This window comes from Streptomyces marincola (assembly GCF_020410765.1).
GTDB classification, from domain to species: Bacteria; Actinomycetota; Actinomycetes; order Streptomycetales; family Streptomycetaceae; genus Streptomyces; species Streptomyces marincola.
In genome coordinates, this window is sequence record NZ_CP084541.1 from 5,775,586 (window position 1) to 5,802,556 (window position 26,971).

The window sequence follows — 26,971 nt, forward strand, 5'->3', positions numbered from 1 at the left end:
GGTGTGAGCGGCGGGCGGAGGGCGTGAACGCCCGGAAAACAACCGGTCGGCACGGTTGACGCACCCGACGCTACGCGCGTCATGCTGTTGGCATGGGCATGAACCACCTTTCCAGGAGCGCCCGCGGGACCCTCCGCACCGGCGCCCTCGGCGCACTGCTGGCCGGCCTCCTCATCGGCGGTCCGACCACGGCCGCCGCGTCCCCCGCGTTCACGGACCCGAGCCCCACCCCCACCTCCTCGACCGCTGTGGCGCCCCTCGCCTACGGCGACATCTGCCACAGCGACCTGCCCGCCCAGGCGTACGACACGCTCGAACTGATCGAGCAGGGCGGCCCGTTCCCCCACCCCCAGGACGGCGGCACGTTCCACAACCGCGAGGGCCTGCTCCCTGACCGGCCCACCGGCTACTACCACGAGTACACCGTCGAGACCCCGGGCCTCGACCACAGGGGCGCCCGGCGCATCGTCACGGGCGACTCCCACGAGGAGGACTACTACACCTCCGACCACTACGCGTCGTTCGACCTCATCGACTACGCCTGCTGACCACCGACCGCGTCCCCCCACCGCGGCGCCGGGGCCGCCTGCACACGGCCCCGGCGCCCGTTCCCGCCGAACGGCCCGCCGGGCACGGATCATCGCGGCGCCGCACGGCCCCCGCGGTCGTCGTGGCCGCGCACCCGGTGTGCTCCTCGCCGCGCGGCTCCCGGCCTGCCTGGCCCGCCTCGCCTGCCGGGCGTCCCCGGCCTGCCTGGTCGGCCCGGACGCGGGCGAGAGATCGCCCGGCGGTCTCCCGCCCGCTCACGGACCCGGAGGGTAGGGCACAATCGGAGCCGATGAGTACCAACCGTGACCGGGCGCACCGCCAGACGGCGCGGGCGACGGTGTTGCGCGCCATCGCCACGCGCGAGCGCCGCTCCCACCTGTCCGCTCCCCGGGTGCCCACCGTCGGCATCGACATCGGCGGCACCAAGGTGATGGCGGGCGTCGTGGACGCCGACGGCACGGTGCTTGAGCGCGTGCGCACCGAGACCCCCGACAAGTCCAAGAGCCCCAAGGTCGTCGAGGACACCATCGCGGAACTCGTGCTCGACCTCTCCGACCGGCACGACGTGCACGCCGTCGGCATCGGCGCCGCCGGCTGGGTGGACGCCGACCGGTCCCGCGTGCTGTTCGCCCCGCACCTGGCCTGGCGCAACGAACCGCTGCGCGACGCGCTCGCCGCCCGCCTCGTCGTGCCGATCATGGTGGACAACGACGCCAACACCGCGGCCTGGGGCGAGTGGCGCTTCGGGGCCGGCCGGGGCGCCGACCACCTCGTCATGATCACGCTCGGTACCGGGATCGGCGGCGCGATACTGGAGGGCGGCCGGGTCAAGCGCGGCGCCTACGGTGTGGCCGGCGAGTTCGGCCACATGCAGGTCGTGCCGGGCGGCCACCGCTGCCCCTGCGGCAACCGCGGCTGCTGGGAGCAGTACAGCTCGGGCAACGCGCTCGTCCGCGAGGCCAGGGAGCTGGCCGTGGCCGACTCGCCCGTCGCCCACCACCTCCTGGACCGCGTCGGCGGCAGGACCCGCGACATCACCGGGCCGCTGATCACCGAACTGGCCAGGTCGGGCGACGCGATGTGCGTGGAGCTGCTTGAGGACATGGGCCGCTGGCTCGGCATCGGGATCGCCAACCTGGCCGCCGCCCTCGACCCGGCCCGCTTCGTCATCGGCGGCGGCGTCAGCGAGGCCGACGAGCTGCTGATCGGCCCGGCCAGGGAGGCGTTCCGGCGGCACCTGACCGGCCGGGGCTACCGCCCGGAGGCCGAGATCGTCCGGGCGCGGCTCGGCACCGACGCCGGCATGGTCGGCGCCGCCGACCTCGCCCGCCTGGTCGCGCGCCGCTTCCGCCGGGCCAACCGGCGCCGCGCGGAGCGCGCCCACCGCACCACGTTCGAACTCCGCCTGCCGCCGCGGAGCCGGGAGGCCGGACCATGACGCTCACGACCCCATCGCCGGCCGCGCCCCACCGCCCGCCGCACCGCCCGAAGCACCGCTGGCTCGTCGCGATCGTCGTCGTGCTGCTGATCGCCATCCCGGCCGGCTACCTCGTGCTGTCCGCGCACCAGAGCCGCAGCAGCGGCGAGGACAAGGCCCGCGCCGCGTCGGGCCGCGCGCTGGTCTTCGAGTGGCCGAGCAAGGTGCAGCGCAGGATCTACGACGTGCCCATCCCCGGCGGCTCGGCGTACGTCGGGCACTACGAGACCAACGCGTGGGAGCGCAGCAGGCTGTACGTCGAGTTCCGCTGCTCGCCGCGCCAACTGGCCGCGTTCCTCGAAGAACTCGGCACCGACATGTCCGGTCTTCGGGCGGGCAGCGTGCCCATCGGCCAGGAGGCCGCGGACGTGATCGGCTGGCGTTTCGACGACCCGTCGCGGGAGTTCGCGGGCACGGTCGTCAAGCAGTCGCCCGACGAGCCGGAGGTGGCCGTCGCGGTCGATCTGACGCGCGAGGAGCGTCCGCGAGTCTACGTGCTCTCCACCAGCGAGTTCTGAGCGCGCGGCCGGACGCGGGCCGCCCCGGTGAGGGAGCCCGGCCATGCCGTTCGACCACGACGACCACTACCACCGGCCGCTCCTGCGCCACCTGCCGCGACCGCGCGGCAGGGCGCTCGACGTCGACGCGATCGGCCCGTCGGCCGAGGCGATCGAGGAGGCCCGCGCGCTGTCCGCACGAACGCCGGGCGACCGCGCCCCGAGCCTGGCGGCCGTGGCCGTCAGCGCTGCCGCCCGGTCCGACGTCGCCGTTCGGGAGCGCCTGCGTCCGCCCTCCGCCTCGACCGGCCGAACACGGGTGCGGGCGCCGGTCGGGGCGCCGGCCCTGCCGCTCCGTCACAGCTGCTCCTCGGCCAGCTGCCTGGCCACCCGCTCCAGCAGAACGCCCGCGTTCTCGATGCACGCCGTCACATCCGGCTCGACCGCCGTCAGCGGGTAGGCCTTCTCGATGCCCGCGCCGCGCAGCGCCGCGTCGTCGATGGCCAGCCGCCCGCACACCGCGACCGTGCGCGCTCCCGCCGCCCGCGCGGCGGCGGCCACGCCGGCCGGCGCCTTGCCGTGCAGGGTCTGCTCGTCGAGCGAGCCCTCGCCGGTCACGACCAGGCCGGTGCCCTCAAGGGCCGAGGCGAACCCGAGCACGTCGAGCAGCACCTCGATCCCCGGCCGGAACACCGCGTCGAGGGCGAGCAGCGCGCCGAACCCGATGCCGCCCGCCGCGCCCGCGCCCGGCGCCTCGGCGCACTGCGCGGCGCGCGGGCCCAGGGCGTTCCCGAGCACGCGCACGAAGTGGGCGAGCGCCGCGTCGAGCGCCTCGACCTCCACCGGGTCGGCGCCCTTCTGCGGCCCGTAGACGGCGGCGGCGCCCAGCGGTCCCGTCAGCGGGTTGTCCACGTCGCCCGCCAGCACGAACTCGGTGTCCTTCAGCCGCGGGTCGAGCCCCGACAGATCGGCCGTCGCCACCTCGCGCAGCGGCCCGCCGCCGGGCGCCACCGGATCGCCGTCCGGGTCGAGGAACCGGGCGCCCAGCGCGGTCAGCATCCCGGCCCCGCCGTCGGTCGTCGCGGAGCCCCCGACCCCGAGCACCACCGTGCGCGCCCCGGCGTCGAGCGCCGCCAGGATCAACTCGCCGGTGCCGTACGTGGTCGCGGTCATCGGCGCGAACGTGTGGGGCGGCAGCAGCCGCAGCCCCGACGCCTGCGCCATCTCCAGGACCGCCACCTCGCCGCGCAGCGCGAACGACGCGAGCACCGGCGGTCCGAGCGGCCCCGTCACCTCGGTCTCGACCGGCGAGAAGCCGCCGGCCACCGCCGCGTCCACCGTGCCGTCCCCGCCGTCGGCGACCGGCAGCGCGGCCACGCGCGCCTCCGGGCGGGCGGCACGGATGCCCGCCGCCACGTGCTCGGCGACCTCGACGGCCGTCAACGAGCCCTTGAACTTGTCAGCAGCGATGAGCACGCGCCCGGTGTCCGTCATGTTCCGCCCTTTTGTGATCACTCGGCTCGCAGCGACCTTATCCGCCGGGCGGGCCCGCGACCATGGCTGCCGCCCGCCGGATCGATCACACCGGGCCGGTCACGCACCGGGCGGGTCGCACGGATTCGCTCGCACCGGACCGCTCGCACCGGGACGTTCACACCGGCGGTGACCGACTGCATTTCAACGGTTCAACGGTTCAACGGTTCAACGGTTCGCGCGCAGCCGCCGCCATACCGCCTTGGCCGCGTTGTGCCCCGACATGCCGTGCACACCGGGCCCCGGCCACGCCGCCGACGAGCACAGGAACACCGCCGGGTGGGCGGTGCCGTACGGGTTGTACGCCGGGCGCGGGCGCAGCAGCGTCTGGAGTCCGGTGAACGCGCCGCAGCCGATGTCGCCGCCCACGTAGTTCGCGTTGCGCCGCGCCAGTTCCGGCGGGCCGGCGACGGCGCGCGCGAGCACCAGGTCGCGGAACCCGGGCGCGAACCGCTCGATCTGCCGCTCCACCGCGTCGGTGAGGTCGCCGTCGAAGCCGTTCGGCACGTGCCCGTACGCCCAGTACACGTGCTTGCCCTCCGGCGCGCGGCCCGGGTCGACCAGCGTCGGCTGCGTCGTGACGAGGAACGGCGTCTCGGGGGCCCGCCCCTCGACGGAGGCCGCGCGCAGCGCCGTGCCGATCTCCGCGCTGCTCGACCCCAGGTGCACCGAACCGGCGCGCCGCGCCTCGGGCGCCGTCCACGGCACGGGGCCGTCGAGCGCGTAGTCGATCTTGAACGCGCCCGCGCCGTACCGGAAGCCCTCGTAGGCCCTGCCGAGCCCCGCGATGCGCGCCAGCGCCGTCGGCGAGGTGTCGAAGACGTAGGCCCGGGCGGGCGGGAGTTCGTCGAGCCGCTTCACCTCGACGCCCGTGTGGATCGCGCCGCCGAGGTCGCGCAGGTACGCCGCGAGCGCGTCCGCGATGCGCTGCGAGCCGCCGCGTGCCAGCGGCCAGCCCACCTCGTGCGCGGCGAGCGCGAACACCAGCGCGATGGCGCCCGTGGCCGGCGTGGACAGGGGGGCCATGACGTGCGCGGCCAGTCCCGAGATCAGCGCGCGGGCCCGGTCGTCGCGGAACCTGCGCGTCAGCAGCGACGCCGGCGGAAGGCCGACCAGCCCGAAGCGCGCCAGCGTCACCGGGTCCTTCGGCAGCCCGTCCCACGGCACCTTGAGGAAGTCGGCCGCCAGCGTCTCCCACTTGCCCAGGTAGGGCGCCATGAGCCGCCGGTACGTTCCGGCGTCGCGCGGACCGAACGACGCGGCCGACTCGCCGACCGAACGGGCCAGCACCGCGGCCGTTCCGTCGAGGAAGGGGTGCGCGAGCGGCAGCTCGGCGTGCAGCCATTCGAGGCCGTAGCGTTCCAGCGGCATCGCGCGGAACGCGGGGGAGCCGATGCCGGTCGGGTGCGCCGCCGCGCACGGATCGTGGTGGAAGCCCGGCAGCGTCAGCTCCTCGGTCCGCGCGCCACCGCCCACCGTGTCCTTGGCCTCGAACAGTTCGACGGACATGCCGCGGCGGGCCAGTTCCACGGCCGCGGTCAGCCCGTTCGGCCCGGCACCCACCACGACCACGTCGCGCAACGACGGCACGTCAACTCCCCTCACCGGCGACCAGGCCCCCGAGGATACGCCGCGCGCCCGGCCGCGACCGCGCCGCCACCCGGCCGGGCGCCGGGTGACGGCCCCTCACCGGCGAGCCGGGTCGTCCGCCCGCACGTCGGCCGGGGCGGCCGGCGCGGGGGCGCGCCGCCAGGCCACGGCGACGGTGACGGCGACCACCGCCACCACCACGGCACACACCACGGCCGCCACCTGGTAGGCGTCGGTGAACGCCTGCCGCGCCGCCTCGGCCACGGCGTCGCCCGCCGCGCCTGCGAGGTCGTCGGCGGCCGACATCGCCTCGCCGATGGAATCCGTCGCGTCCTCCGGCACGTCCTGCCCCGGAACGTCGAACGCGCGGCCGTAGAGCAGCACGGTCAGGCTGCCGATCAGCGCGATGCCGAACCCCGCGCCCACCTCGTAGGACACGGATTCGACGGCCGCCGCACCCCCCGCCTGGTCGGCCGGGGCGCCGGTCATGATGGCCTCGGAGGCCACCGTCTGCACCGCGCCGTGCCCCGCGCCCACCGCGACCAGGCAGCAGGCCATCGCGAACGACGGCTCCCCGTCGCCGGCCGTGACGGCGATGCCGACGTAGCCGAGCGCGGCCAGGCCGAGCCCCGCGGGGATGATGGTGGCCAGGCCGTGCCTGGCCGACAGGAACCCGGCCGCGGGCCCGGCCGCGAACGCGGCCACCGGAAGCGGCAGCAGGAACAGCCCCGCCTCGCGCGGGGACATGTCCAGCGCGAACTGGAGGTGCTGCGCCAGTTGCAACTCGAAGCCCACCAGCACCAGGACGGGCAGCGTCGCGGCCATCACGCCGGTGCGGAACCGGGGTTGGCCGAACGGCGCGAGGTCGAGCATCGGGTGCGTCAGACGCAGTTGCCGCCGGACGAACAGCGCGACGGCGCACAGCCCCACCGCGGTGGGCAGCACGGCGTTCAGCGCGAAGCCGTCGTGGGTGAACGCCTTGACGCCGTAGACCACGCCGACCACGCCCACGACGGCGAGCAGCGGCGAGAGCGGTTCCCACGGCGTCCTGGTGCGCGCGGTGTGCCGGGGCATCAGCACGGCGACGGCGGCCAGCAGGACCGCGACCACCGGCACGTTCACCACGAACACCGAGCCCCACCAGTAGTGTTCGAGCAGCAGGCCGCCCACCACGGGGCCGACGGCCGCGCCACCGGCCGCGACGGCGCTCCACACGCCGATCGCGATGCCGAGTTCCTTCGGGTCGGTGAACACCTGCCGGATGACCGCGAGGGTCGAGGGGATGATCGCCGAGGCGCCCACCGCGAGCGCGGCGCGGCCGGCGATCAGCGCCTCCGGGCTCTGCGCGAGTGCCGACAGGCCCGAGGCCGAGCCGAAGACGGCCAGGCCGATCAGGAGCAGGCGGCGGTGGCCGATCCGGTCACCGAGCGGGCCGGTGACCAGGACGAGGCCCACCATGACCAGGGGGTAGACGTCGGCGATCCACAGCACGTCGCGGGCCGAGGCGTCGAGGGTGTCGGTGAGCGAGGGGACGGCGACGTTGAGGATGGTGGCGTCGGCGGTCACGGGCAGGAAGCAGGCCGCGACCGTGGCCAGGATCAGCCAGCGCCTGCCGCTGTGCACGGCAGTCGCCCGGGAGTGTGTCAACGACTGTCCTCACCCTCGCGCGAGCCGGTCGCGGACCCGGCCGATCAGATCGAAGGCCGGTGAGCTCACACGGTACAACGCCGGAACGCGCCTCGCCCGGCCGTTCCACCAGTGGCCCGAGCAGGCCGATGACCCCGTCCGCCGGGACGCCGGGCGGCCATCCGTAGAAGTCGTGACTGCCGACCGTCCACGTGCGGCCGTAGTCGGGGCCGAAGGTTCCGCGGCGACCGCGCGGCTGCCCGTCAGGCAGGGCCGGTACCACGGGCGTTCGGCCGGGGCGGGCGACATGGCGCGGCGGGCACGCGTGGCGAGTGGCCGATTGCTCACCGTTGACGCGGTGGCGGTGCCGAGCAGGACGGAGCGCGAGGGCAAGCGTTTCATCCCTGTGTCCACGGAGAAATTACGCGCGAGTCATCGCCGGGCGTCCGAACGCGCCGCGCGAGCGCCCCGCCCCGGCGCCGCGCGGCCGGGTCAGGCGCCGGCGAGCAGCGCGCGCACGCGCTCCGCCGTGGCCGCGTCGCGTGCCGCCGTGAACGGCAGGGCGTTGCCTCCCGCGAGGCGAAACGGTTCGCCCGTCAGCGTGGCGACCGCCCCGCCCGCCTCCGCCACCAGGAGCATCCCGGCGGCGTGGTCCCACGCGAGTTCCCACGTGAACGCGAGCGCGTCCACGTCACCACGGGCGATCCCCAGGTACTCCAGGCCCGCCGCGCCGCACGGCCGCGGCGCCACGCCCGGCACGCGCAGCCCGGTCAGGGACTGCTTCTGGCGCGCCGAGGTGTAGTCGGGGTGGGAGTGGGCCACGTCGAGCGGCCGGCCGGGCTCGGGTGAACCGGCCGCGAGCCGCCGGCCGTTGAGCCACGCGCCGGCACCGCGCCGGGCGAACGCCAGCAGGTCGAGCGCGGGCGCGAACGTCCAGGAGGCGAGCACCTCGCCCCGGTGCGCCAGCGCGACCAGCGTGCAGAACCCGGTCTCCCCCCGGACGAACTGGCGCGTGCCGTCGACGGGGTCGACCACCCACACCGGCGCGTCCCCCGCCAGCAGCGCGTAGCCGGCCGGGTCCGCGTGCACGCTCTCCTCGCCCACCAGAACGGAACCGGGCAGCAGCGCGCACAGCTCGGCCGCCAGCATCCGCTCCGCGTTCCGGTCGGCGTCGGTCACCAGGTCGTGCGGCCCGGCCTTCACGGACACCTCGTGCTCCGCCAGCTTCCGCCAGCGCGGCATGATCTCGGCGGCGGCGGCCGAACGCACGGCCTCCTCGACCTGCCGGGCCAGCTGTTCTTCGATCACGTCTTCCTCACCTGTTCCTCACCTCTCCATCGAAGCACGAACGCCGCGGCGCGCCCTTCGGGGGGCGGGCCCGCTCGGTCCCCACCGCCGTGTCCGATTTCCGCCAGTGGCCGGGCTCGCCCCCCGGCACACTGGGGGGCGTGATGGACGATGACAGCAGGTACGAGGCGGTGCGCAGCCGTGACGAGCGCTTCGACGGGGTGTTCTTCACAGCCGTCCTGACCACCGGCATCTACTGCCGGCCGAGCTGCCCCGCGACCACGCCGAAGCGGCAGAACGTCCGTTTCCACCCCTCGGCCGCCGCGGCCCAGGCGGCGGGGTTCCGCGCCTGCCGCCGGTGCCGCCCCGACACGGTGCCGGGTTCCGCCGAGTGGAACGCGCGGGCCGACGCGGTCGCCCGCGCGATGCGCCTGATCGCCGACGGCGTCGTGGACCGCGAGGGCGTCGCGGGACTCGCCCGCCGCCTGGGCTACAGCGCCCGCCAGGTGCAGCGCCAGCTCACCGAGGAGCTGGGCGCGGGACCGGTGGCCCTGGCCCGCGCCCAGCGCGCGCACACCGCGCGCGTCCTGCTCCAGACGACAGGCCTGCCGGTCACCGAGGTCGCGTTCGCGGCCGGCTTCTCCAGCGTCCGGCAGTTCAACGACACCGTGCGCACCGTGTACGCGAACACCCCGGGCGAGCTGCGCGCCGCCGTCCGCCGGGGCCCGGCGGCGACCGGCGGACCGGTCGCCGGTATCCCGCTGCGGCTGGCCCACCGGGGGGAGTACGACGCGGCCCACGTCTTCGGCTTCCTCGAACGCCGCGCGGTCACCGGCGTCGAGGAGATGTCCGGCGTGCCCGGCCGCCGGACCTACCGGCGTTCGCTGGCGCTGCCGCACGGCACGGGCGTCGTGGAGGTCGACGAGGCGCCGGGCAGGCCGGGCGCGCACTGGCTGGAGTGCCGGCTGCGCCTGTCCGACCAGCGGGACCTGACGGCCGCCGTGCAGCGGGTGCGGCGGCTGTTCGACCTGGACGCCGATCCGTGGGCGGTCGCCGAGCGGCTGGGCGCCGATCCGCTGCTCGGCCCGCTGGTGGCCGCGCGCCCCGGCCTGCGCTCGCCCGGCGTGGCCGATCCCGAGGAACTGGCCGTGCGCGCCGTCCTCGGCCAGCAGGTCACGGTCGGCGCGGCGCGGGCCCTGGCCGGGACGCTCGTCGCGGCCTACGGCAAGCCGCTGCCCGCGCCCGACGGCGGGCTGACCCACGTCTTCCCCGAGGCGGACGCGCTGGCCGGGGCCCCGCTGGCCGAGCTGGGCATGCCCGAGTCCCGGCGGACCGCCCTCCGCACCCTGTGCGCCGCCCTGGCCGACGGGACGGTCGTCCTCGATCCGGGCGCGGACCGGGCGGAGGCCGAGCGTTCGCTGCTCGCGCTGCGCGGCATCGGCCCCTGGACGGCCGGCTACATCCGCATGCGGGCGCTGGGCGACCCGGACGTCTTCCTGCCGGGCGACGCCGGCGTCCGGCACGGCCTGCGCCTGCTCGGCGCGGACGCCGCCGCGGCCGACGCGTGGCGGCCCTGGCGCAGCTACGCGCTGCACCACCTGTGGAACGCGACTGCCCCCGAGAACGAGGAGAACGCCTGATGCTGTACACGGTTCACCCCAGTCCGCTGGGCGAGTTGCTGATCGCCGGCCCGCGCCCCGGCACCCTGGCCTCGGTGACCGTCCCGGGGCAGAAGGGCGGCGCCCGCGTCGGCCCCGACTGGCGCCGCGACGACGCCGCGTTCGCCGCAGCGGCCGAGGAGTTCGACGCGTACTTCGCCGGAGAGCTGACCGTCTTCGAGGCCGAACTGGCCCCGGCGGGAACGCCGTTCCGGCAGCGGGTGTGGGCGGCCCTGGACGGCATCGCCTACGGCTCGACCCTCACCTACGGCGAACTCGCGGCCCGGGCCGGCCTGTCCCCCCGTGCCGTGCGCGCGGTCGGCGGCGCCGTCGGCGCCAACCCGCTGTCCGTCATCCGCCCCTGCCACCGCGTCATCGGCGCGAGTGGCGCCCTCACCGGGTACGCCGGCGGCCTGGACCGCAAGCGCCACCTGCTCACGCTTGAGGGCGTCCTGCGTGCGGAGAGCGCGGTCCCGGCCTGACCCGGGGCGCGACCGGGAGGGTCCGCCCACACCCCCAGGACGGACCCGGTCCGTCCAACCGGCGGGGCCGCCGGGTCACTTGCGCCAGAACAGGTGGTGCGTCACCCCGCTCGGGCTGGGCACGACCTCGCGGTGGAACCGGTCGAGCAACTCGTCGGGGGACTGCCACAGCCGAAGGCCGGGCCCGAGCTCCACCGGCGAGACGACCACGTGCAGGGTGTCGACGAGGTCGGCGTCGAGGAACTCCCTGATGGTGGTGACCCCGCCCCCGAGCCGCACGTCCTTGCCCCGCGCCGCCTCCCTGGCCTGCTTGAGGACTGCGGCCGGGTCGCCGCCGACGAAGTGGAACGTGGTGTCGGAGAGCGTGAACGAGGGCCGGCCGTGGTGGGTCATGACGAACACCGGCGTGCGGAACGGGGGTTCCTCACCCCACCAGCCGCGCCACTCGTGGTCGCGCCAGGGGCCGCGCTGCGGGCCGAACTTGTTGCGGCCCATGATCTCGGCGCCGATGCCGTGCGCGAAGTCCCGCGTGAAGTAGTCGTCCAGGCCCCGACTCCCGCCGGGGTCGGTGCGGTTGGGCCAGCTCGCCGTGGCGCCGGCCCAGGCGAACAGCTTCTCGGCCCCGTCGAGGCCGAACGGCCGCGCGAAGCTCTGGTCCGCACCGGCGGCGACTCCGTCCCGCGTGACATTGAAGTTCTGCACCCGCAGCAGCTGAGGCATGGGTGTGCTCCTTTGCAGTCGACAACGCCGGTAGGACTCGCCGGGTGGCGCGAACTCATCGCCGGTTCCGCGACCTTCCGGGCCCCGGCCTGTCCGTTGCCCAGTTCCTGCGGGTCCTGCGGGTCCTGCGGGTCCGCCGGGTCGGTGGTGCCGGTCGGGGCGCGGGAACGGTGCGGCGCGGCCGTCGGCGGAACTCCCGGACGCCGCAGGCGCGTTGCCCGATGGCCTCACTCCGGGAGCCGGGCGAGACCCGCGCGGCGCAGTTCGCTCGTGACCGCCCAGTGGTGCGCCGATGACACCCTGAGCGCCGCGTCGAGCAGCAGCGGTACCACCGCGCGCGGCGCCGGGGCGGCGGCCCGCGCCGCCTCGGCCGCGGGCCGCGACCTGACCAGCGACGTCAGCAGGGTGACCGCCTCGTTCGCCCGTCCTGCCGCGGCCAGTTCGCCCGCGATGACGCCCGCCTCGGCGGCGGGGCGCGCCGCGGCCTGCCGCAGCAACTGCCCGCAGTCCTCCTCGCGGCCGGCGGCGGCGAGCGCCCGCGCCGCCGCCGCGAGCGGCGCGGGCGGCAGCGCCGCGGCCTCCCACAGCAGGGTGGTCACATCCGGGTGCATGCCGGTCCGCTCCAACTCGGCCAGGAGCACCGGCAGTCGTGCCGCAGGGCCGCCGGCCGCCTCGCTCAGCAGAACGTGCGCCGCCCCGCCGCGTCCGTCCGCGCGCAGCAGGCGCAGCCGTTCCGCGATGCCGAGGGCAGCCGCGGTCTCCTCCTCCGTCGGCCGCGCCGCGCCCTCCGCCTCGGGGGCCTCGTGGACGGCGCCGGCGAACCGCGAGCCGCCCGGCGCGGGGACCGGCGCCTGCCGCACCGCGTCCTCGGCGGGCGGCGGCGGCGCGGGCGCGGCGGCCGGCTCGTCGAGCCCGGCGAACCGCGCGCCGCGCGGGCGGCCCGGCCGCTTCCCGCCGTCGGCCCGCGTCCGGCCCCGCGTCCCGCCGCCTCCGGCGGTCCGCGCGCCGCCGTCCCCGCCGCCGCCGGCCGGCCACGGCCGGCCCGCCGCCCGGGCCCCGCCGGCCCGCGGCGCCGGGGGGCCGCCCGCCGCCCGACCGCCGCCCCCCTCGCGCCCGGGCTCGTCCGTCCCGCCGCTGCCGCGGCTTCCGCCCCCCGAGTCGCCGGGGCGGCGCGCGGGGCCGGGCGGCTGCTCCGCGCCGGGGAGCACGTGCAGCCGGGAGCGCGCCTCCGCGCGCCTCGACCGCACCCGCTGCCGGTCGTCCCGCGCCCACAGGCGCGCGCCCGCGAGCCGTTCGGCCTCCGCCGTCCGCCCGGCCCGCCGCGCCGCGTCGAGCGCGAGCGACAACTGCCGTTCCCTATCCGCGAGTTCACGTTCCGCGCGGTCGAGCTCCGCGAGCCGTCCTGTCAGGGCCGCCCGGCTGCCAGGCAGCGCGTCCTGCGCGCGCACCGCCGCGCGGTACGCGGCCCGCAGGCGCAGACCGGCGCGTTCCGCGACGGCCGCGCCCTGCCCGCCGGCCAGGTCCTGGAGCAGGTCGGCGAGGATGTCCCAGGGCGGGAGGTCCCTCCCGGCCAGCCAGTCCCCGATGTGGCCGCCCTCGCGCCGGGCGAAGGCCGCGTACCAGCCCGTGTCCGGAGCGAGAGCGTCGGTGAGCGCGCGCAACTCGGCCGCCAACGCCGCGAGCCGGGCCGCCATGTCCTGGTGAGCCGAAGGCACGTCCGCCATGGGCGTACTGAATCCAAGGCGTGTTACCAGTCGTGTTTCGGCGCGGTCACAGCCAGTTTTCGTATCCGTCCCACGGCGTGCGGGCCGCGCGTCCCCGTGCGCCGTGCGCGCCCGGCGCGCGGCGGCCGCATCACCGGCCCACGGCGTAACCTTGCATACCCCTCGGATTGGCCGCCGCCGACAGCACGCCCGTCTCCGGATCGCGCGCCACCGCGCACAGCCGCCCCTCCGACCACGGCCCCGCCACGTTCACGCGGTGGCCCCGCCGCCGCAGCTCCGCGACCGCCGCCTCGCCGATCCTTGACTCCACGGTCACCAGTCCCGGGGCGGCCTCGCGCGGGTAGAAGGAACCGGGGAAGGACTCCTGGTGCCAGTTCGGCGCGTCGATCGCGCCCTGGAGGTCGGGCCCGCCGCGCACGGCGGGCCGCAGCGCCGCCGCCAGGAAGAAGTGCAGCTGCCACTGGTCCTGCTGGTCGCCGCCCGGCGTGCCGAACGCGAGCACCGGTTCGCCGCCGCGCAGCGCGAGCGACGGGCTGAGCGTCGTGCGCGGGCGGCGTCCCGGCGTGAGGGACGAGGGCAGGCCGGGGTCGAGCCACGTCATCTGGAGCCGCGTGCCGAGCGGGAAGCCCAGGCCGGGCACGACCGGGCTGGACTGGAGCCAGCCGCCGCTCGGGGTCGCGCTCACCATGTTGCCCCAGCGGTCCGCGACGTCCACGTGGCACGTGTCGCCGCGGGTCTCGCCGTTGTGCGCGACGGTCGGTTCGCCCGCCCCGGCCGCCGCCGGCCCGGCACCCGGCGGCGCGTCGAACGCGGCGCGCGCCCGGCGGGCCAGTTCCGGCGTGCGCCCGCCCGGCGCGCCCGGGCGGAACGCGGTGGACGCGGTGGGGCCGATGAGCGCGCGCCGCTCGGCGTTGTAGGCGGGGGACAGCAGGTCGGGCAGCGGAACGGGGGCCGCGTCCCCGTACCACGCCTCCCGGTCGGCCATGGCAAGCTTGCCCCCTTCGACGAGGGCGTGGACGTACTCGGGCGTGCCCAGGGCCGAGGCGTCGATCCCGTCGTCGAGCAGGGCGAGTTGCTGGAGCAGCACGGGGCCCTGGCTCCACGGGCCCGCCTTGCACACCGTCCAGCCGCGCCAGTCGTAGGTGACCGGCGCCTCGTAGCCCGCGGACCAGCCCGCGAGGTCGTCACCGGTCAGGACCCCGGCGTGGCGGCGCCCCGATGAGTCCATCGCGGGCCGCGCCGCGTGCGCCGCTATGGACTCGGCGATGAAGCCCTCCCGCCACACGCGCCGCGCGGCCTCGATGCGGGCCTCCCGGTCGCCGCCGGCCGCGCCCGCCTCCGCGAGCAGCCGGCGCCAGGTCGCCGCGAGCCACGGGTTGCGCAGCAGCGCGCCGGGCGCGGGCGCCCGGCCGCCCGGCAGGTAGACCTCGGCCGAGCTGGTCCACTCCTCGGTGAACAGGTCGCGGACCGCCTCCACGGTGCGCCCCACGTTCTCCACGGCGGGGTGGCCGCGTTCCGCGTAGCCGATCGCGTGGTCGAGCACGTCCGCCAGGTCCAGCGTGCCGTGGTCGCGCAGCAGCGTCAGCCAGGCGTCGAACGCGCCCGGCACGACGGCGGCGAGCGGTCCCGTGCCCGGCACGAGGTCGAGCCCGAGGCCGGTGTAGTGCGCGGCCGTCGCGCCCATGGGCGCCGGGCCCTGCCCGCACAGCACGCGCACCTCGCCGCCCGCGGGGGCGAGGATGATCGGCACGTCGCCGGCCGGCCCGTTCAGGTGCGGCTCCACGACGTGCAGCACGAACCCCGCGGTCACGGCGGCGTCGAACGCGTTCCCGCCGCGTTCGAGCACCGACATGGCGGACTGGGACGCGAGCCAGTGCGTGCTCGACACCATGCCGAAGGTGCCCTGGAGCGTGGGCCGGGTGGTGAACATGCGGCGGAGCATACGCTTTTCGTATGAGCAGTGACGAGGCCCCCCGGCGCCCCCTGGTCGCCCTTCTCAGCGGCGCCGGGATCTCCACGGACTCCGGCATTCCGGACTACCGGGGCCCGCGCGGCCTGTGGCGGCGCGACCCGGAGGCCGAGAAGCTGGTGACCTACGACTTCTACATGAACGACCCGGAGATCAGGCGCCGTTCCTGGTTGATGCGCGCCGAGAGCCCGGTGTTCCTGGCCCGGCCCAACGCGGCGCACGAGGCGGTGGCCCGCCTGGAGCGGTCCGGCGTTCCGGTGCGCGTGCTCACCCAGAACGTCGACGGGCTGCACCAGGCGGCCGGGATGCCCGCCCGCAAGGTGCTCGAACTGCACGGCAGCGCCCGGTCGGTGGTGTGCACCGCGTGCGCCGCCACGTCCCCGACCGAGGCCGTCCTCGCACGCGTGGCCGCGGGCGAGCCCGACCCGCCGTGCCGGGAGTGCGGCGGCATCCTCAAAACGGCCACCGTGATGTTCGGCCAGGCCCTCGACCCGGCGGTGCTGGCCGAGGCGACGGCCGTCGCGCGGGCCTGCGACGTGTTCATCGCGGTGGGCACCAGCCTCCAGGTGCATCCGGCCGCAGGGCTTGCCGGGCTCGCCGCGGACCACGGCGCCCGCCTGATCGTCGTCAACGCCGAGCCGACGCCGTACGACGACCTGGCGGCCGACGTGGTGCGCGAGCCGATCGGCCGCGCCCTGCCCGCGCTGCTCGACGGGCTGGCGGCCGAGGCCGCCGGCGGTCGCGCGGGGCGGCGGGCCGCCGCGCCGGTCACCGAGCAGGGTCCGCGAGACGGCCGATCTCGCTGAGCACGTGGTCCACGTGCGCGCCGACGCGCTCCCGCAGCCCCTCGGGCCAGGTCTCGTCCGCGTAGGCCCGGGTGCGGTACAGGTCCCTGGCGTGCGCGAGAACGGGCCGGTGCTCGGCGGGCAGGCGGGCCAGTGCCCAGTCGGCCGCGTCGTCCTTCGGCCGGATCGCGCCGGTGGCCACCGTGGTCCAGACGCGGGCGAGCGTCAGCAGGACGTTGCGGGTGTCGTCCGCCACCTCGGCCACCAGCTCGGGAACGCCCGCCACGCTCGCCCGCACCAGGTCCTCGTGCGGCACGGGGTCGAGCACCCGGGCCGGCGGCGGTCCCGCGAGCGCGCGGTCGCCGGCCAGGACCTGGGCGATCAGCAGGGCGAGGTCCGGCATCGGCTCGGGGCGCGGCGGCCCGGACGCGGCGAACTCCTCGCGCAGCCACTCGCCGAACAGGAAGTCGCCGGTGGGCGGGAAGCGCCAGGGGCGGACCTCCGACCGGACCACGACCGTCAGCTCCACCGGGCGGGCCGACGGCGGGAACCCGGAACGTTCGAGCAGCCCCGCGAGGAGCGCGGCCCGTTCGCCGTCGTCCATGGGGCGCCGGGAGACGACGAGGAGGTCGAGATCGCTCGCGGGACGCAGGCCGCCGAGCACGGCCGAGCCGTGCAGGTAGGTGCCGATGGCGGCGCCGCCGAGCACCTCGTCGACGAGCCTGACGATCTCCCGCGTCTGGTCCATGCCGGCCAGTCTGCGGGCCGGGGCGGGCCCGGCGCACCCCGTTTCCCGGCGGAACGGGGTGCGCGGCGGAACGGGGCGCGCGGCGCGCGGGGCCTCAGGCGACCGGCGCGTCGGCGCGGGTGACGCGCTGCCGGCCGTCGAGCGTGCGGTAGGAGCGGGTGAGCGCGCTGGTCGCGTCGGGGTCGGCGCGGTCGGAGAGGACGAAGTAGTCCATCTGGGCGCGTTCCTCGGTGACGTCGAGCACGGCGTAGCCGTGGTGGTCCATGTCGACCCAGCGCACGTGCCGGTTGGCGGCGCGCACGGCCGCCGAGGCGAGCAGCGAGAGGCTGCCGGGTGCCACGCCGAGGATGTCGTCGAGGTTGTCCGAGGTGACGGAGGTGACCACGAACTCCGTGGCCACGGCGGGGGAGAGGGGGTAGGTGGCGGCGTTGAGCGGTACGTCGTTCGCCCAGTGCATGTGGATGTCGCCGGTGAGGAACACGGTGTTGGATATGCCCGCGTCGCGCAGGTGCCGCAGCAGGCGTTCGCGGTCGTGGGTGTAGCCGTCCCACTGGTCGGTGTTGATGGCCAGGCCGCCGGCCGGGACGCCGAGGCACTCGGCGATCGGGCCCAGCAGGAACGCCGGCACCGAGCCGAACGCCACCGGCGAGATCATCACGGGGTTCCCGATCAGGTGCCAGCGGGCGGCGGAGGCGGAGAGGCCGGACGTCAGCCAGTCGAGCTGCGCGCGCCCGGTGATGGTGCGGTCGGGGGAGTCGACCCCGGCGCCGCCTGAGACCTGCTGGTCGCGGAAGGTGCGCAGGTCCAGCAGGTGCAGGTCGGCCAGGCGCCCGAACGTCAGCCGCCGGTACGTGGTGCCCTCGGTGGAGGCGCGGACCGGCATCCACTCGAAGTACGCCTGAACGGCCGCCGCCCGGCGGTCCCGCCACGCGCCCTCCGCGCCCTCCGTGTGGTTCTCGGCGCCCTCGCGCCACGCGTCGTTGGCCGTCTCGTGGTCGTCCCACACGGCGATCAGCGGGTGCGCGGCGTGCAGCGCCCGCAGGTCGGGGTCGGTGCGGTAATGGGCGTGCCGGACGCGGTAGTCGGCGAGTGTCACGATCTCGTGGGCGGGCTCGTGGCGCCGCGCCGGCTCGGCCGGGTACTCGCCGGTGCCGTACTCGTAGAGGTAGTCGCCCAGGTGCAGGACGGCGTGCAGGTCGGCGCGCGCGGCCAGGTGCCGGTAGGCGGCGAAGTGCCCGGCCTCGTAGTTCGCGCAGGACACCACGCCGAGGCGCACGTTCGCCGGGTCGCTGTCGGCGCCCGGCGCGGTGCGGGTCCGGCCCGCGGGGGAGCGGACACCGCCCGCGGTGAAGCGGTAGTGGTAGGCGGTGTCGGGTGCCAGGCCGCGCACGTCCGCCTTCACGGTGTGGTCGGTGGCGGCGGTGGCCTCGACCGTGCCGCGCGCGACGACGGCCGAGAACGCCGCGTCGCCCGCGACCTCCCACTCCACGGTGACGGCGGGGCCCGCGCCCGAGCCGGGCACGGCGCCGGGCACGGGCGTGACCCGCGTCCACAGCAGCACGCCGTCGGGCAGCGGGTCGCCCGAGGCGACCCCGTGGTGGAACGCGGGGCCCGTATCGGCCCCGGCCCGGCTCGCGGCGGCGACGGGCAGGACGGCGGCGGTCGCGGCGGCGGCCGTGACCACGGCGCGGCGGCTGGGAGCTGCGGAGATCACGAACGCCGATGCTAATGCCGTTCGCGGCCCCAAGGGGCGGGTGCGTCACAAGAGTTCGCCGGGCCGTCGCCTGCGGGTCGCCCGCCGTCCCGGTCGGCGGCGGCGCCGGAGCCGGCCCGGCCCGTGGCCAGGGCCAGGGCCAGGGCCAGGTCAGGTGAGGTCGTTCGGCGGGTGCGGGCCGTGCACGTCGTGCAGGAACGCGAACAGGGCGGTGGCGAGTTCTGCCGCGGCGTCCACCGGGGCCAGGTGCCCGGCGCCCGGCAGGAGGCGCAGCCGGGCGCCGGGGATGCGGGAGGCCAGTTCCCTGCCCCGGGCCGGCGGCACCCAGGTGTCCTGCTCGCCCCAGCACACCAGGACCGGCAGGTCGATCGTCCCGTACCTGTCCTGCATGACGTCCGTGTACCGCCGGTCGTCCAGGCGCTGGACGAGCTGGCGGTAGAACGCCGCACGCCCCTCCTCCCCGAGCCAGGGAGCGGTCAGCGCGTCAAGGACGGCGGGCGCGAGCCCAGGGCCGCTGGCGGAGTCCACGTACTCGCGCACCAGCGCGGCGTGCACCGGGAGCGGCAACTGCTCGAAGACGTGCGCGTGTTCGCCGACCAACCGGGAGAACGGGCTGCCCCACGGCGGCAGGGAGACGGCGTCGACCAGCGCGAGCCTGCGGTAGCCGGCGCCGTGCAGCAGGTGGGCGCCCAGGGCGACGGCCCCGCCCGAGTCGTGGGCGACGACGAGGGGGTCGGTCAGGTTCCAGTGGCCGAGCAGCCCGGCGAAGACCCGGCCCATGGCGGCCAGCGAGAGGTCCTGCCCCTCGGCCCGCTCGGAGCACCCGTAGCCGGGCATGTCCCACACGTACACCTGGTGGTGCGCGGCCAGCGCCCGGCCGACATCCCGCCAGACCAGGGAAGAGAACGGCGTGCCGTGCAGCAGGACGAGCGGCTCGCCCTCCGGATTGCCGAACCGGTCCCAGCGCACCACGCCCGATGCCGTCCCGTACGTACCGGACAACTGCCAGCCCACCACACGAGCCTCCTCAGCTCGAAGCGCTCGCGCCTGCCCGCCGGGCGCCGTGCCGCCGCCGGGCGTGCGCGCCCGGGCGGTGCCCCCTCGCGTACCCGCCCCCGCGCCCACCACGCCTTTCCGCGCGCCCCCTCGGCTGTCGGTGCCGCGCCATAGGGTCCGGGACGACGACGCGTTTTCGAGTAGAAGCGTTTCCGTGAGAAGGGGGCGGGACCCATGGTGCGCAGGCCGGTCGCGGGCGAGGTGCACGTGCACTACCACCAGATCTACGTGGAGAGCACGGACGAGGGCATCCCCGGCTTGGACGAGGCGTTCGGCGGGCAGCGCGGAGGGCTGTGCGGGGCGGCCTCTCCTGGCACGCTGTGGCTGGTCACCGGGCTGCACACGGGCGGGGTCGGCTTCACCGTCGAAGTGCACGACCAGGCCCCGCCGCTGGACGCGGCCTGGGAGGACGTCGTGGAAGTCTCCTTCCGGCCCGCTTCGGCCCTGACCGCCCTCGTCCAGTGGGCCGGCGAAGCCGTCTGGGACCTGGGGCTTGAGGAGCGGGACTACCGGGTGCGCTACTGCGCCACCGGCATGGACCCGGCCCGCGAGCGGGACACCCGGCCGGCCGGCGAGCCGCTGCTCGACCACTACCTCCTCCAGTTCTGGCCCGCGCCGCCCGCGCCCGACCGCGTGCTCAAACAGACCTCGGCGGAGGCCGGCTACCGGCACGCGTTCGCCCGCCGGCAGCCGCCCCCGCCCACCCCGGCGGAACGCGCCGAGGCCGAACGCCGGGCGCGCCTCGCCCGCGAGCGGGCCGAGGAGGAGTACCGGCTCGCCCGCGAACGGTGGGAGTGGGGCGGACAGCTGCCGAGCCCGGCCCTGCGCGGGGTCGGCGGCAATGTGCGCGGCCTGCTGCCGTTCGACCCGGGTCTCGTGCACGCCATCGGCGCCGCCGGCCCCGAGGCGCAGCGTGCGGTGGCCCTGCTGGGCGCGCGCCGCGCCTGCGAGGCGGCCGGTCTCGCGGAGCTCGACTGGGTCGCGGAGGGGCTCGCCGCCCTGGCCGGAGGGCGCCCGCTGCCGCCGCCCTTCGACGACGAGGACCGCCTGTGGCGCACCCTGGCGTCGGACCCCCGCGTTCCCGAGCGGACCGTAGGCCCGGCGGTCCCGCCGGAACGGCCCCCCTTCCGGCCGCCCGCGCCCGGCCCGTACGACCCGGCGCCGCGCCCCCAGGCGGGGCCGGGCATCGTGGGTCCCGCCGCCGCGTGGGTGGCCGGGCTCGACCTGGCGTCGCGCCCCAAGGCGGCGCCGCGTGTCGTGGGCCCCGGGGGCGTGCGGCCGTCCGCGCCCAGCCCGTACGACCTGGCGGAGCGCCCCCAGCCGGCGCCGCGCGCCGTGCGCCCCGGGGGCGAGCGGCCGTCCGCGCCCCCGGATGCCCGGGCGCGGCGGCAGGACGGCCCGGTGATGTACATGGCGGCGTACGAGCCGGACGCGCGGATCTCCCAGCCGCACATGGCACTCCCCGCGCTGCTCGCCGCCGCCGCGGGCGACCCGCTCAGGGCCGCGATCGACGCGGTGTTCGCGGCCGTGACCGCCTACGGCGAGGACCACCCGGCGCTCCTGCGGGAGATCAGGTCGTGCTGCGCGGAGCAGGCCACGAGCGCCGGTCCGCCGCGCGAGCCCGCGTGACCACCGCCGCCGTCGCGCGGTCGTCAGCCGGTCGCGCGGTCGGCGTCGTCGGCGGCCTTGGCGAGCAGGTCGAGCATGGCGCGCTCGGCCCGCGCCGCGTCCCGGTCGCGGACGGCGTCGAGAACGGCGCGGTGGCTGGGCACGGGGTCGTCGGGGCCGAGCCGTCCGTGCACGAGCCGGTCGCGTTCCCGCAGGCCGGGTTCGAGGAGCAGTTCGAGCCGCGTGAGGAGTTCGTTGCCGGTGGCCGCCAGCAGCCGGCGGTGGAACAGCGCGTCGGCCTCCGCCGTCGCGGCCACGTCGCCCCGGGCCTCGGCCATGGCGGTGAGGGCCGCGGAGAGCGCGTCCAGGTCCTCGTCCGTGCGGCGTTCCGCCGCCCGGCGCGCTGCGGCCGGCTCGATGATCGCCCGCACGTCGGCCAGGTCGTCGAGCAGGCGGTCGGCGTCGCCGCCCTCGGTGCGCCAGCGGATCAGGTCGGGGTCGAGCAGGTTCCACGCCGTCCTGGCCCGCACGAAGGTGCCGCGCTTCTGCCGGGCGTCGATCAGCCCCTTGCCGGCCAGTACCTTCAGGGACTCGCGCATCACGGTGAGGCTCACGTCGAGTTCCGCACCCAGGGCCCTGATGTCCAGGGTGTCGCCCTCGGCGAGCACGCCCCGGACGATGCGGCCCCCGAGCTCGTGCACGACTTGGCCGTGCACGCCCCTGGCCGAGTAGGACGCCATGACGCCGCTCCTCCGAATGCTCGCGCGTGAAGAACGCTCACAGCCTACCGGGTGTATTATTTATGAATACATCTTGACACGCGTCGGGGCCGGGCCGACGATGAACGGGCCTCACCACCGCAGAACCGCCGGAGCCCCGCATGCTGTCCACGCGCGTCCGCGCCACTCCACCGCCCCTGGCCGGACACCTGGCCATGGGCACCCCCGACGGCGCCGCGCCGTCCCTCACGGTGGACAGCCGCCGGATCGTCAGGAACGGTCGGCCCTGGCTGCCGGTGATGGGCGAGTTCCACTTCAGCCGGTACCCGAGGGACGCCTGGCGCGAGGAACTGCTCAAGATCCGCGCGGGCGGCGTCGACACGGTCGCCACCTACCTGTTCTGGAACCACCACGAGGAGCACCGCGGCGTCCACCGCTTCGACGGCGGGCTCGACATCCGGCACTTCGTGGAGCTGTGCGGGGAACTGGGCCTCGCGGCCGTCGCCCGCATCGGGCCGTGGGCCCACGGCGAGTGCCGCAACGGCGGCTTCCCCGACTGGCTCGGCGACGTGCCCTGCGCGCCCAGGACCGACGACCCGGCCTATCTCGCCCTCGTGCGCCCCTACTTCGCGCGCATCGCGCGCGAACTGCGCGGACTCTCCCACGCCGAGGGCGGCCCCCTGGTCGCCGTCCAGATCGAGAACGAGCTGTACGACCAGCCGGAACACCTCGCGACCCTGCGCCGCACGGCCGAGGAGGCGGGCCTGACGGCGCCGCTGTGGACCGCGACCGCGTGGGGCGCGGCCGACATCCCGCGCGATGTCCTGCTGCCGCTGTACGGCGGCTACCCCGAGGCGTTCTGGGAGGACGCGCACGACGGGTGGGCGCGCGGCATGCGTCGCCACTACTTCTTCACGCCCATCCGCGACGACCACGCCATCGGCGCCGACCTGCGCCACACGGCCCCCTCGGGGCCGGGACCCGACGACGCGAGGAACCCCTACGCCACGTGCGAACTGGGCGGCGGCATGGCCATCGCCTACCACCGCAGGCCCCTGATCCCCGCGCAGGACGTCACCGCGCTCGCCCTCGCCAAGCTGGGCAGCGGCTCCGTCTGGCAGGGCTACTACCTGTACCACGGCTGCTCGCAGCGGCAGGAACTCGATCTGCCCAACCAGGAGTCGCAGGCCACCGGTTACCCGAACGACCTGCCGCGCGTCACGTACGACTTCCAGGCGCCGCTGGGCGAGTTCGGCCAGGCCCGCCCCTCGTACCACGCGCTGCGCGCCCAGCACCTGCTGATCCAGGACGCGGGCGCCGACCTCGCGGACATGCCGCTGTGGCTGCCCGAGCGCGAGCCCGAGGGCCTGGACGACCGGCACACGCTGCGCTGGTCCGTCAGGTCGGACGGCGAGCGGGCGTTCGTCTTCGTCAACAACCACCAGCCGCACGAGCCGCTGCCCGACCAGCACGGCGTGACGTTCCGCGTCGAACTCCCCGGCCGCGCGGTCACGTTCCCCAGCCGGCCGGTCACGGTGCCGTCCGGGGCGCACTTCGTCTGGCCGGTCGGCCACGCCATCGGGCCAGGACTGCGTCTCGACTGGGCCAGCGCGCAGCCGGTCACCCGGCTGCCGGTGGCAGGCGTTCCCACCGCGGTGTTCACGGCGGTGGACGGGGTCACCCCCGAGTTCGCCTTCCCCGCGGGCGCCCGCGTCGCCCCCCTGCCGCCCGGCACCGGCCGCGCCGAACCGGCGGCGGACGGCGGCACCGTGGTGACCGTCACCGCGCCGGGCACCGGCGCGGTGCTCACCGTCACCGGCCCGGAAGGCCGGGCGCGCGTCCTGGTGCTGGCCGCGGGACAGGCGCGGGAGCTGCACCGGGTGCGGCTGGCAGGCGCGGAACGGCTCGTGCTGTGCCCCGCGCTCGTGGTGGCGGAGGACGACGAGCTGCGCGTCCACACCGAGGAGGAACGCGTCCCCGTGGCGCTGCTGCCCGCGCCCGCCGCGCTCGCGGGCGAAGGGCTCGGCGCTCCGGAGCCCGACGGGGCGTTCACCCGGTGGCAGCTGGCCGCGCCGGGCGCGCCGCCCGCTCCGGCACTGGCCCGCGTCCGCGCGGCCGGGCCGCCGCCCCCCGCCCGCACCGGCGGGCCCGCGCGGCGCGCCTCGGCGCCCGAGGACGAGGCGTTCGCGCACGCGGCCGTGCACCACGTGACCGTGCCGGCCGAGGCGCTGACGGGGGACGGCGAGGTGCTGCTGCGGCTGCGCTGGACCGGTGACGTCGCCCGCGCCTATATCGGCGGCCGGCTCGTCGCCGACCAGTTCTGGTACGGGCCCGAGTGGGAGATCGGCCTGCGGCGGTTCGCCGCCGAGGCCGTGGCGCACGGCGTGGAGATCCGGGTGCTGCCCCGGCCCGAGGGCAGCCGCGTGTACGTGGACGCGTCCGTCCGCGCCGGTCTCGACGCCGCGACGACCACCGCCGAGGTGCACGCGGCCGCGCTCGTTCCCGTGCGCCGGCTGCCGCTTCTGGCGCGGGCCGAACGGCCCGCCGCCTGAGGGCGCGGCCCCCGCGGGCCGCCGCGTGCCGCGCCCCGGCGCGACCGCCGCAGAAGACCATCGTGAGAGAGAAAGGCGCCCCCGCCATGCCCGTTCCGCTGCCCGCCCACCTGCCCGGCACACTGGCCATCACCCTGTGGGACTTCACCTGGTACACGCGCACCGGTCCCGGCGAGCCGTTCGAAGACCTCGACCGCGCCTTCGCCGAGGCGGCCGACCGCGGTTACAACACCATCCGCGTGTGCGCCATGCCGTTCCTGCTGTTCGGCTCGGGCCTCGACACCACCCGGGTGCGCCTTGGCCCGCTGGGCGGCGGGTACGGCCGCCGCGTGCGCTGGTACGACGTGCGGGCCGCGACGGAGATCGACGGCAGGGCCCACCTGCTGGCGCTGTTCGAGGCCGCGCGGCGCCACGACTTCTTCGTCATCCTCTCCAGCTGGGAGTACCAGCAGAGCCCTTCCTTCGCCACAGAACGCGCCTGGTTCGACGCGCTCATGGCGGTCGAGCCCGAGCGCAGGCCCGAGGCCCTGGCCGACGCGCTGGCCGACCTGATCGACTTCCTTGCCGCGCACGACGGGCTGGACGACAGGATCGCGTTCACCGAACTCCACAACGAGGTGCAGGCGGGCCGCCTCACCGACGGCCTGACCGGGGACACCGTCCTCGCGCTCCAGCCGCGTCTGGCGCGCGGCGTCGCGCGGTTCAGGGAGCGGCACCCGGACCGGCCCGTGACCGTCAACTACGCCGAGGTGCCCGTCGGTTCGCTGCGCGGTGTGCTCCGCGACGTGGACGTCGCGGTGTTCCACCCCTACATCTACGGCGTGCTGGACGAACTGCTCGACACCTTCGCGCTGCGCGACCAGGAGCGCCCGTTCCCGCAGGAGGCCGCGCGGCGCGCGCTGCTGCGGCCGGGGGCCCCGGACATCGACGCGTGGGCGCCGCCGGCCGAGGACGCCTGGCGCCTGACGGCCACGATCGTCGGGCGCCGCGAGATGTACGTGCACGACTGGTGCGACCCGGTGGCGTGGGACGCCTGGCTGTACGACCGCTACGCGACGCACCGCCTGGCGATGGAGCAGCGGCTGTCGCTGTGGATCGACGCGGCGGCCGACTGGGCGGCGGCGGCCGGGGTGCCGCTGGTGTTCGGCGAGGGCTGGATCGGCTACACGCCGCTTGAGGGCACGTTCGAGGAGGGCCCGGTGGGCGCGTCCTTCTGCCGCCGCGCCGTCGCGGAGGGCGTGCGCGTGGGGGTGCTCGGCACCGTCGTGTGCTCCAACGCGGCGCCGCACCACCCCATGTGGCAGGACGTCGCGCTCCAGCGCGAGTGCAACGAACTGCTGACCGGCGGGTCGGCCCGCTGACGCGCGGGCCGGCCGCGGCGGCACGTCACCACTCGGCGAACGAGCCGTCGTCGTGCCGCCACACCGGGCCCCGCCAGTCCGGGGTCTTGCCGTCGGCCCGGCGCACGGCCCGTTCGTCCACCTCGATGCCGAGCCCAGGGCCGGTGGGCCGCAGGAAGTGCCCCTCGTGGAAGCGGAACACCTCGCGGTCCACGACGTAGTCGAGGACTTCGGCACCGCTGTTGTAGTGGATGCCGATGCTCTGCTCCTGGATGAGGAAGTTGGGCGTCGAGAAGGCGATCTGGAGGCTGGCGGCCAGGGACACCGGGCCGAGCGGGCAGTGCGGCGCCACCAGCACGTCGAAGGTCTCGGCCAGGGACGCGATGCGCCGCACCTCCGAGATGCCGCCGGCGTGCGACAGGTCGGGCTGCACCACCGCGATGCCCGAGCGCAGCGCGGGCAGCACGTCCGTCCTGCTGTACAGCCGCTCCCCGGTGGCCACCGGGACCGGCGCCGCGGCGACGACGTCGCCGAGCAGGTGCGTGTACTCGGGCAGCACCGGCTCCTCGACGAACAGCGGCGCGGTGGGCGCGAGCAGCGGGAGCAGCCGCCGCGCGTTCGCGCGGGTGAACCTGCCGTGGAAGTCGACCGCGAAGTCGCGGTCGGGGCCCAGCACGTCGCGGGCGGCCTCCGCCCTGTGGACGACGTGGGACAGATCGGAGACGGTGCCCATGCGGTTCATGCGCCCGCTGGCGTTCATCTTCACCGCCGTGAACCCGGCCTCGACCTGCGCGGCGACGGCGTCCGCGATCTCGCCCGGCTCGTCGCCCCCGATCCAGCTGTAGGCGCGCACGCGGTCGCGGACCGGCCCGCCGAGCAGGACGTGGACCGGCACGCCCAGTGTCTTCCCCGCGATGTCCCACAGCGCCTGGTCGAGACCGGCGACGGCGCTGGACAGGACGGGGCCGCCCCGGTAGAACGAGCCCTTCGTCATGACCTGCCAGTGGTCCTCGATGCGCAACGGGTCGCGGCCCACGAGGAGTTCGGACAGCTCGTGGACGGCCGTGCGCACGGTGGCGGCCCGGCCCTCCACCACCGGCTCGCCCCAGCCCACCACGCCCTCGTCGGTCTCCACGCGGCACAGCAGCCAGCGGGGCGGCACGGCGAAGGTCTCGACACGGGTGATCTGCACGGCGGGACTCCAGGCTTCGGTGCGGTCGGTCTGAGCGGGGGAGGCGGAGGGTGCCTCCCGGACAGGGGAGTATTAAATACTAATTATCGCGGATGGGTGCGAGGTGCAAGAGGTCGCCGCCCGCCGCGACCCGGCCGGGCGGTCC

The 26,971-nt window shown here is 76.1% G+C and carries 22 protein-coding genes; 10 read left to right on the forward strand and 12 right to left on the reverse strand.

Going from position 1 to position 26,971, the window contains the following annotated elements; all coding sequences use genetic code 11:
* The first annotated feature begins 92 nt into the window (after positions 1-92).
* The 4 genes from LC193_RS25510 (at position 93) to LC193_RS25525 (ending at position 2,983) form a co-directional block, all read left to right on the forward strand.
* The gene (locus LC193_RS25510; protein ID WP_226077724.1) at positions 93-548 is read left to right on the forward strand and encodes a ribonuclease domain-containing protein; all 456 of its coding nucleotides are present in this window, start codon (positions 93-95) and stop codon (positions 546-548) included.
* A gap of 290 nt (positions 549-838) precedes the next feature.
* Positions 839-1,987: an ROK family glucokinase gene (locus LC193_RS25515; RefSeq protein ID WP_226077725.1), complete on the forward strand. Its 1,149-nt coding sequence runs from the start codon at positions 839-841 to the stop codon at positions 1,985-1,987.
* On the forward strand, positions 1,984-2,544 hold the full coding sequence (locus tag LC193_RS25520) for a hypothetical protein (protein ID WP_226077726.1): 561 nt from the start codon (positions 1,984-1,986) through the stop codon (positions 2,542-2,544). Before LC193_RS25515 ends, LC193_RS25520 begins: the two co-directional genes overlap by 4 nt.
* 43 nt (positions 2,545-2,587) lie before the next feature.
* Positions 2,588-2,983, forward strand: a complete 396-nt coding sequence (locus LC193_RS25525) for a hypothetical protein (RefSeq protein ID WP_226077727.1) — start codon at positions 2,588-2,590, stop codon at positions 2,981-2,983.
* Here LC193_RS25525 and LC193_RS25530 read toward each other — a convergent pair.
* From LC193_RS25530 to LC193_RS25545, 4 genes are all read right to left on the reverse strand, one after another.
* Entirely contained in the window at positions 2,881-4,017 is a 1,137-nt protein-coding gene (locus tag LC193_RS25530; RefSeq protein WP_226077728.1) for a glycerate kinase, read from the reverse strand. The two genes, LC193_RS25525 and LC193_RS25530, sit on opposite strands and share 103 nt — an antisense overlap.
* 207 nt (positions 4,018-4,224) lie before the next feature.
* A complete protein-coding gene (locus tag LC193_RS25535; protein ID WP_226077729.1) occupies positions 4,225-5,646 on the reverse strand; it encodes a phytoene desaturase family protein in 1,422 nt (473 codons plus the stop codon).
* 96 nt (positions 5,647-5,742) lie between these two features.
* Positions 5,743-7,269, reverse strand: coding sequence for an MFS transporter (locus LC193_RS25540; protein ID WP_226077730.1), 1,527 nt, complete (start codon positions 7,267-7,269; stop codon positions 5,743-5,745).
* Positions 7,270-7,764: 495 nt separating this feature from the next.
* Positions 7,765-8,580, reverse strand: coding sequence for an inositol monophosphatase family protein (locus tag LC193_RS25545; protein WP_226077731.1), 816 nt, complete (start codon positions 8,578-8,580; stop codon positions 7,765-7,767).
* A gap of 143 nt (positions 8,581-8,723) precedes the next feature.
* Here LC193_RS25545 and LC193_RS25550 point away from each other — a divergent pair, with 143 nt between their 5' ends.
* Together LC193_RS25550 and LC193_RS25555 are read left to right on the forward strand one after the other, a co-directional pair.
* Positions 8,724-10,199 carry an AlkA N-terminal domain-containing protein gene (locus LC193_RS25550; RefSeq protein ID WP_226078878.1) on the forward strand — a complete coding sequence of 492 codons (1,476 nt, stop codon included), beginning with the start codon at positions 8,724-8,726 and terminating at the stop codon, positions 10,197-10,199.
* Positions 10,199-10,699: a methylated-DNA--[protein]-cysteine S-methyltransferase gene (locus tag LC193_RS25555; RefSeq protein ID WP_226077732.1), complete on the forward strand. Its 501-nt coding sequence runs from the start codon at positions 10,199-10,201 to the stop codon at positions 10,697-10,699. The genes LC193_RS25550 and LC193_RS25555 overlap by 1 nt, the downstream gene beginning before the upstream one ends.
* A gap of 75 nt (positions 10,700-10,774) precedes the next feature.
* Here the strand turns inward: LC193_RS25555 and LC193_RS25560 are convergent, their stop codons facing one another.
* From LC193_RS25560 to LC193_RS25570, 3 genes are all read right to left on the reverse strand, one after another.
* Positions 10,775-11,419: a dihydrofolate reductase family protein gene (locus tag LC193_RS25560; protein WP_226077733.1), complete on the reverse strand. Its 645-nt coding sequence runs from the start codon at positions 11,417-11,419 to the stop codon at positions 10,775-10,777.
* A 227-nt stretch (positions 11,420-11,646) separates the two neighbouring features.
* A complete protein-coding gene (locus tag LC193_RS25565; RefSeq protein WP_226077734.1) occupies positions 11,647-13,143 on the reverse strand; it encodes a hypothetical protein in 1,497 nt (498 codons plus the stop codon).
* Positions 13,144-13,273: 130 nt separating this feature from the next.
* Positions 13,274-15,073: a gamma-glutamyltransferase family protein gene (locus LC193_RS25570; RefSeq protein WP_226077735.1), complete on the reverse strand. Its 1,800-nt coding sequence runs from the start codon at positions 15,071-15,073 to the stop codon at positions 13,274-13,276.
* Positions 15,074-15,096: 23 nt separating this feature from the next.
* Between LC193_RS25570 and LC193_RS25575 the strand changes: the two genes are divergently transcribed.
* On the forward strand, positions 15,097-15,918 hold the full coding sequence (locus LC193_RS25575) for an SIR2 family NAD-dependent protein deacylase (protein ID WP_226077736.1): 822 nt from the start codon (positions 15,097-15,099) through the stop codon (positions 15,916-15,918).
* On the opposite strand, the gene LC193_RS25580 is transcribed toward LC193_RS25575, so the two are convergent.
* The 3 genes from LC193_RS25580 to LC193_RS25590 form a co-directional block, all read right to left on the reverse strand.
* Positions 15,881-16,645: an aminoglycoside adenylyltransferase family protein gene (locus LC193_RS25580; RefSeq protein ID WP_226077737.1), complete on the reverse strand. Its 765-nt coding sequence runs from the start codon at positions 16,643-16,645 to the stop codon at positions 15,881-15,883. The two genes, LC193_RS25575 and LC193_RS25580, sit on opposite strands and share 38 nt — an antisense overlap.
* A 94-nt stretch (positions 16,646-16,739) precedes the next feature.
* Positions 16,740-18,359: an alkaline phosphatase D family protein gene (locus LC193_RS25585; protein WP_226077738.1), complete on the reverse strand. Its 1,620-nt coding sequence runs from the start codon at positions 18,357-18,359 to the stop codon at positions 16,740-16,742.
* 150 nt (positions 18,360-18,509) lie between these two features.
* Positions 18,510-19,376, reverse strand: a complete 867-nt coding sequence (locus tag LC193_RS25590; protein WP_226077739.1) for an alpha/beta fold hydrolase — start codon at positions 19,374-19,376, stop codon at positions 18,510-18,512.
* Between the two features lie 213 nt (positions 19,377-19,589).
* Between LC193_RS25590 and LC193_RS25595 the strand changes: the two genes are divergently transcribed.
* A complete protein-coding gene (locus tag LC193_RS25595; protein ID WP_226077740.1) occupies positions 19,590-21,044 on the forward strand; it encodes a hypothetical protein in 1,455 nt (484 codons plus the stop codon).
* Between the two features lie 23 nt (positions 21,045-21,067).
* Here the strand turns inward: LC193_RS25595 and LC193_RS25600 are convergent, their stop codons facing one another.
* Positions 21,068-21,763, reverse strand: a complete 696-nt coding sequence (locus tag LC193_RS25600) for a FadR/GntR family transcriptional regulator (protein ID WP_226077741.1) — start codon at positions 21,761-21,763, stop codon at positions 21,068-21,070.
* A 140-nt stretch (positions 21,764-21,903) separates the two neighbouring features.
* On the opposite strand from LC193_RS25600, the gene LC193_RS25605 reads away from it, so the two are divergent.
* Together LC193_RS25605 and LC193_RS25610 are read left to right on the forward strand one after the other, a co-directional pair.
* Positions 21,904-24,294 (forward strand): beta-galactosidase, encoded by a 2,391-nt coding sequence (locus LC193_RS25605; RefSeq protein ID WP_226077742.1) that lies wholly within the window; start codon positions 21,904-21,906, stop codon positions 24,292-24,294.
* An 86-nt stretch (positions 24,295-24,380) separates the two neighbouring features.
* On the forward strand, positions 24,381-25,655 hold the full coding sequence (locus tag LC193_RS25610) for a cellulase-like family protein (RefSeq protein WP_226078879.1): 1,275 nt from the start codon (positions 24,381-24,383) through the stop codon (positions 25,653-25,655).
* Between the two features lie 25 nt (positions 25,656-25,680).
* Here LC193_RS25610 and dgoD read toward each other — a convergent pair whose 3' ends face one another.
* The gene (dgoD, locus tag LC193_RS25615) at positions 25,681-26,826 is read right to left on the reverse strand and encodes a galactonate dehydratase (protein WP_226077743.1); all 1,146 of its coding nucleotides are present in this window, start codon (positions 26,824-26,826) and stop codon (positions 25,681-25,683) included.
* Positions 26,827-26,971: the final 145 nt, after the last annotated feature.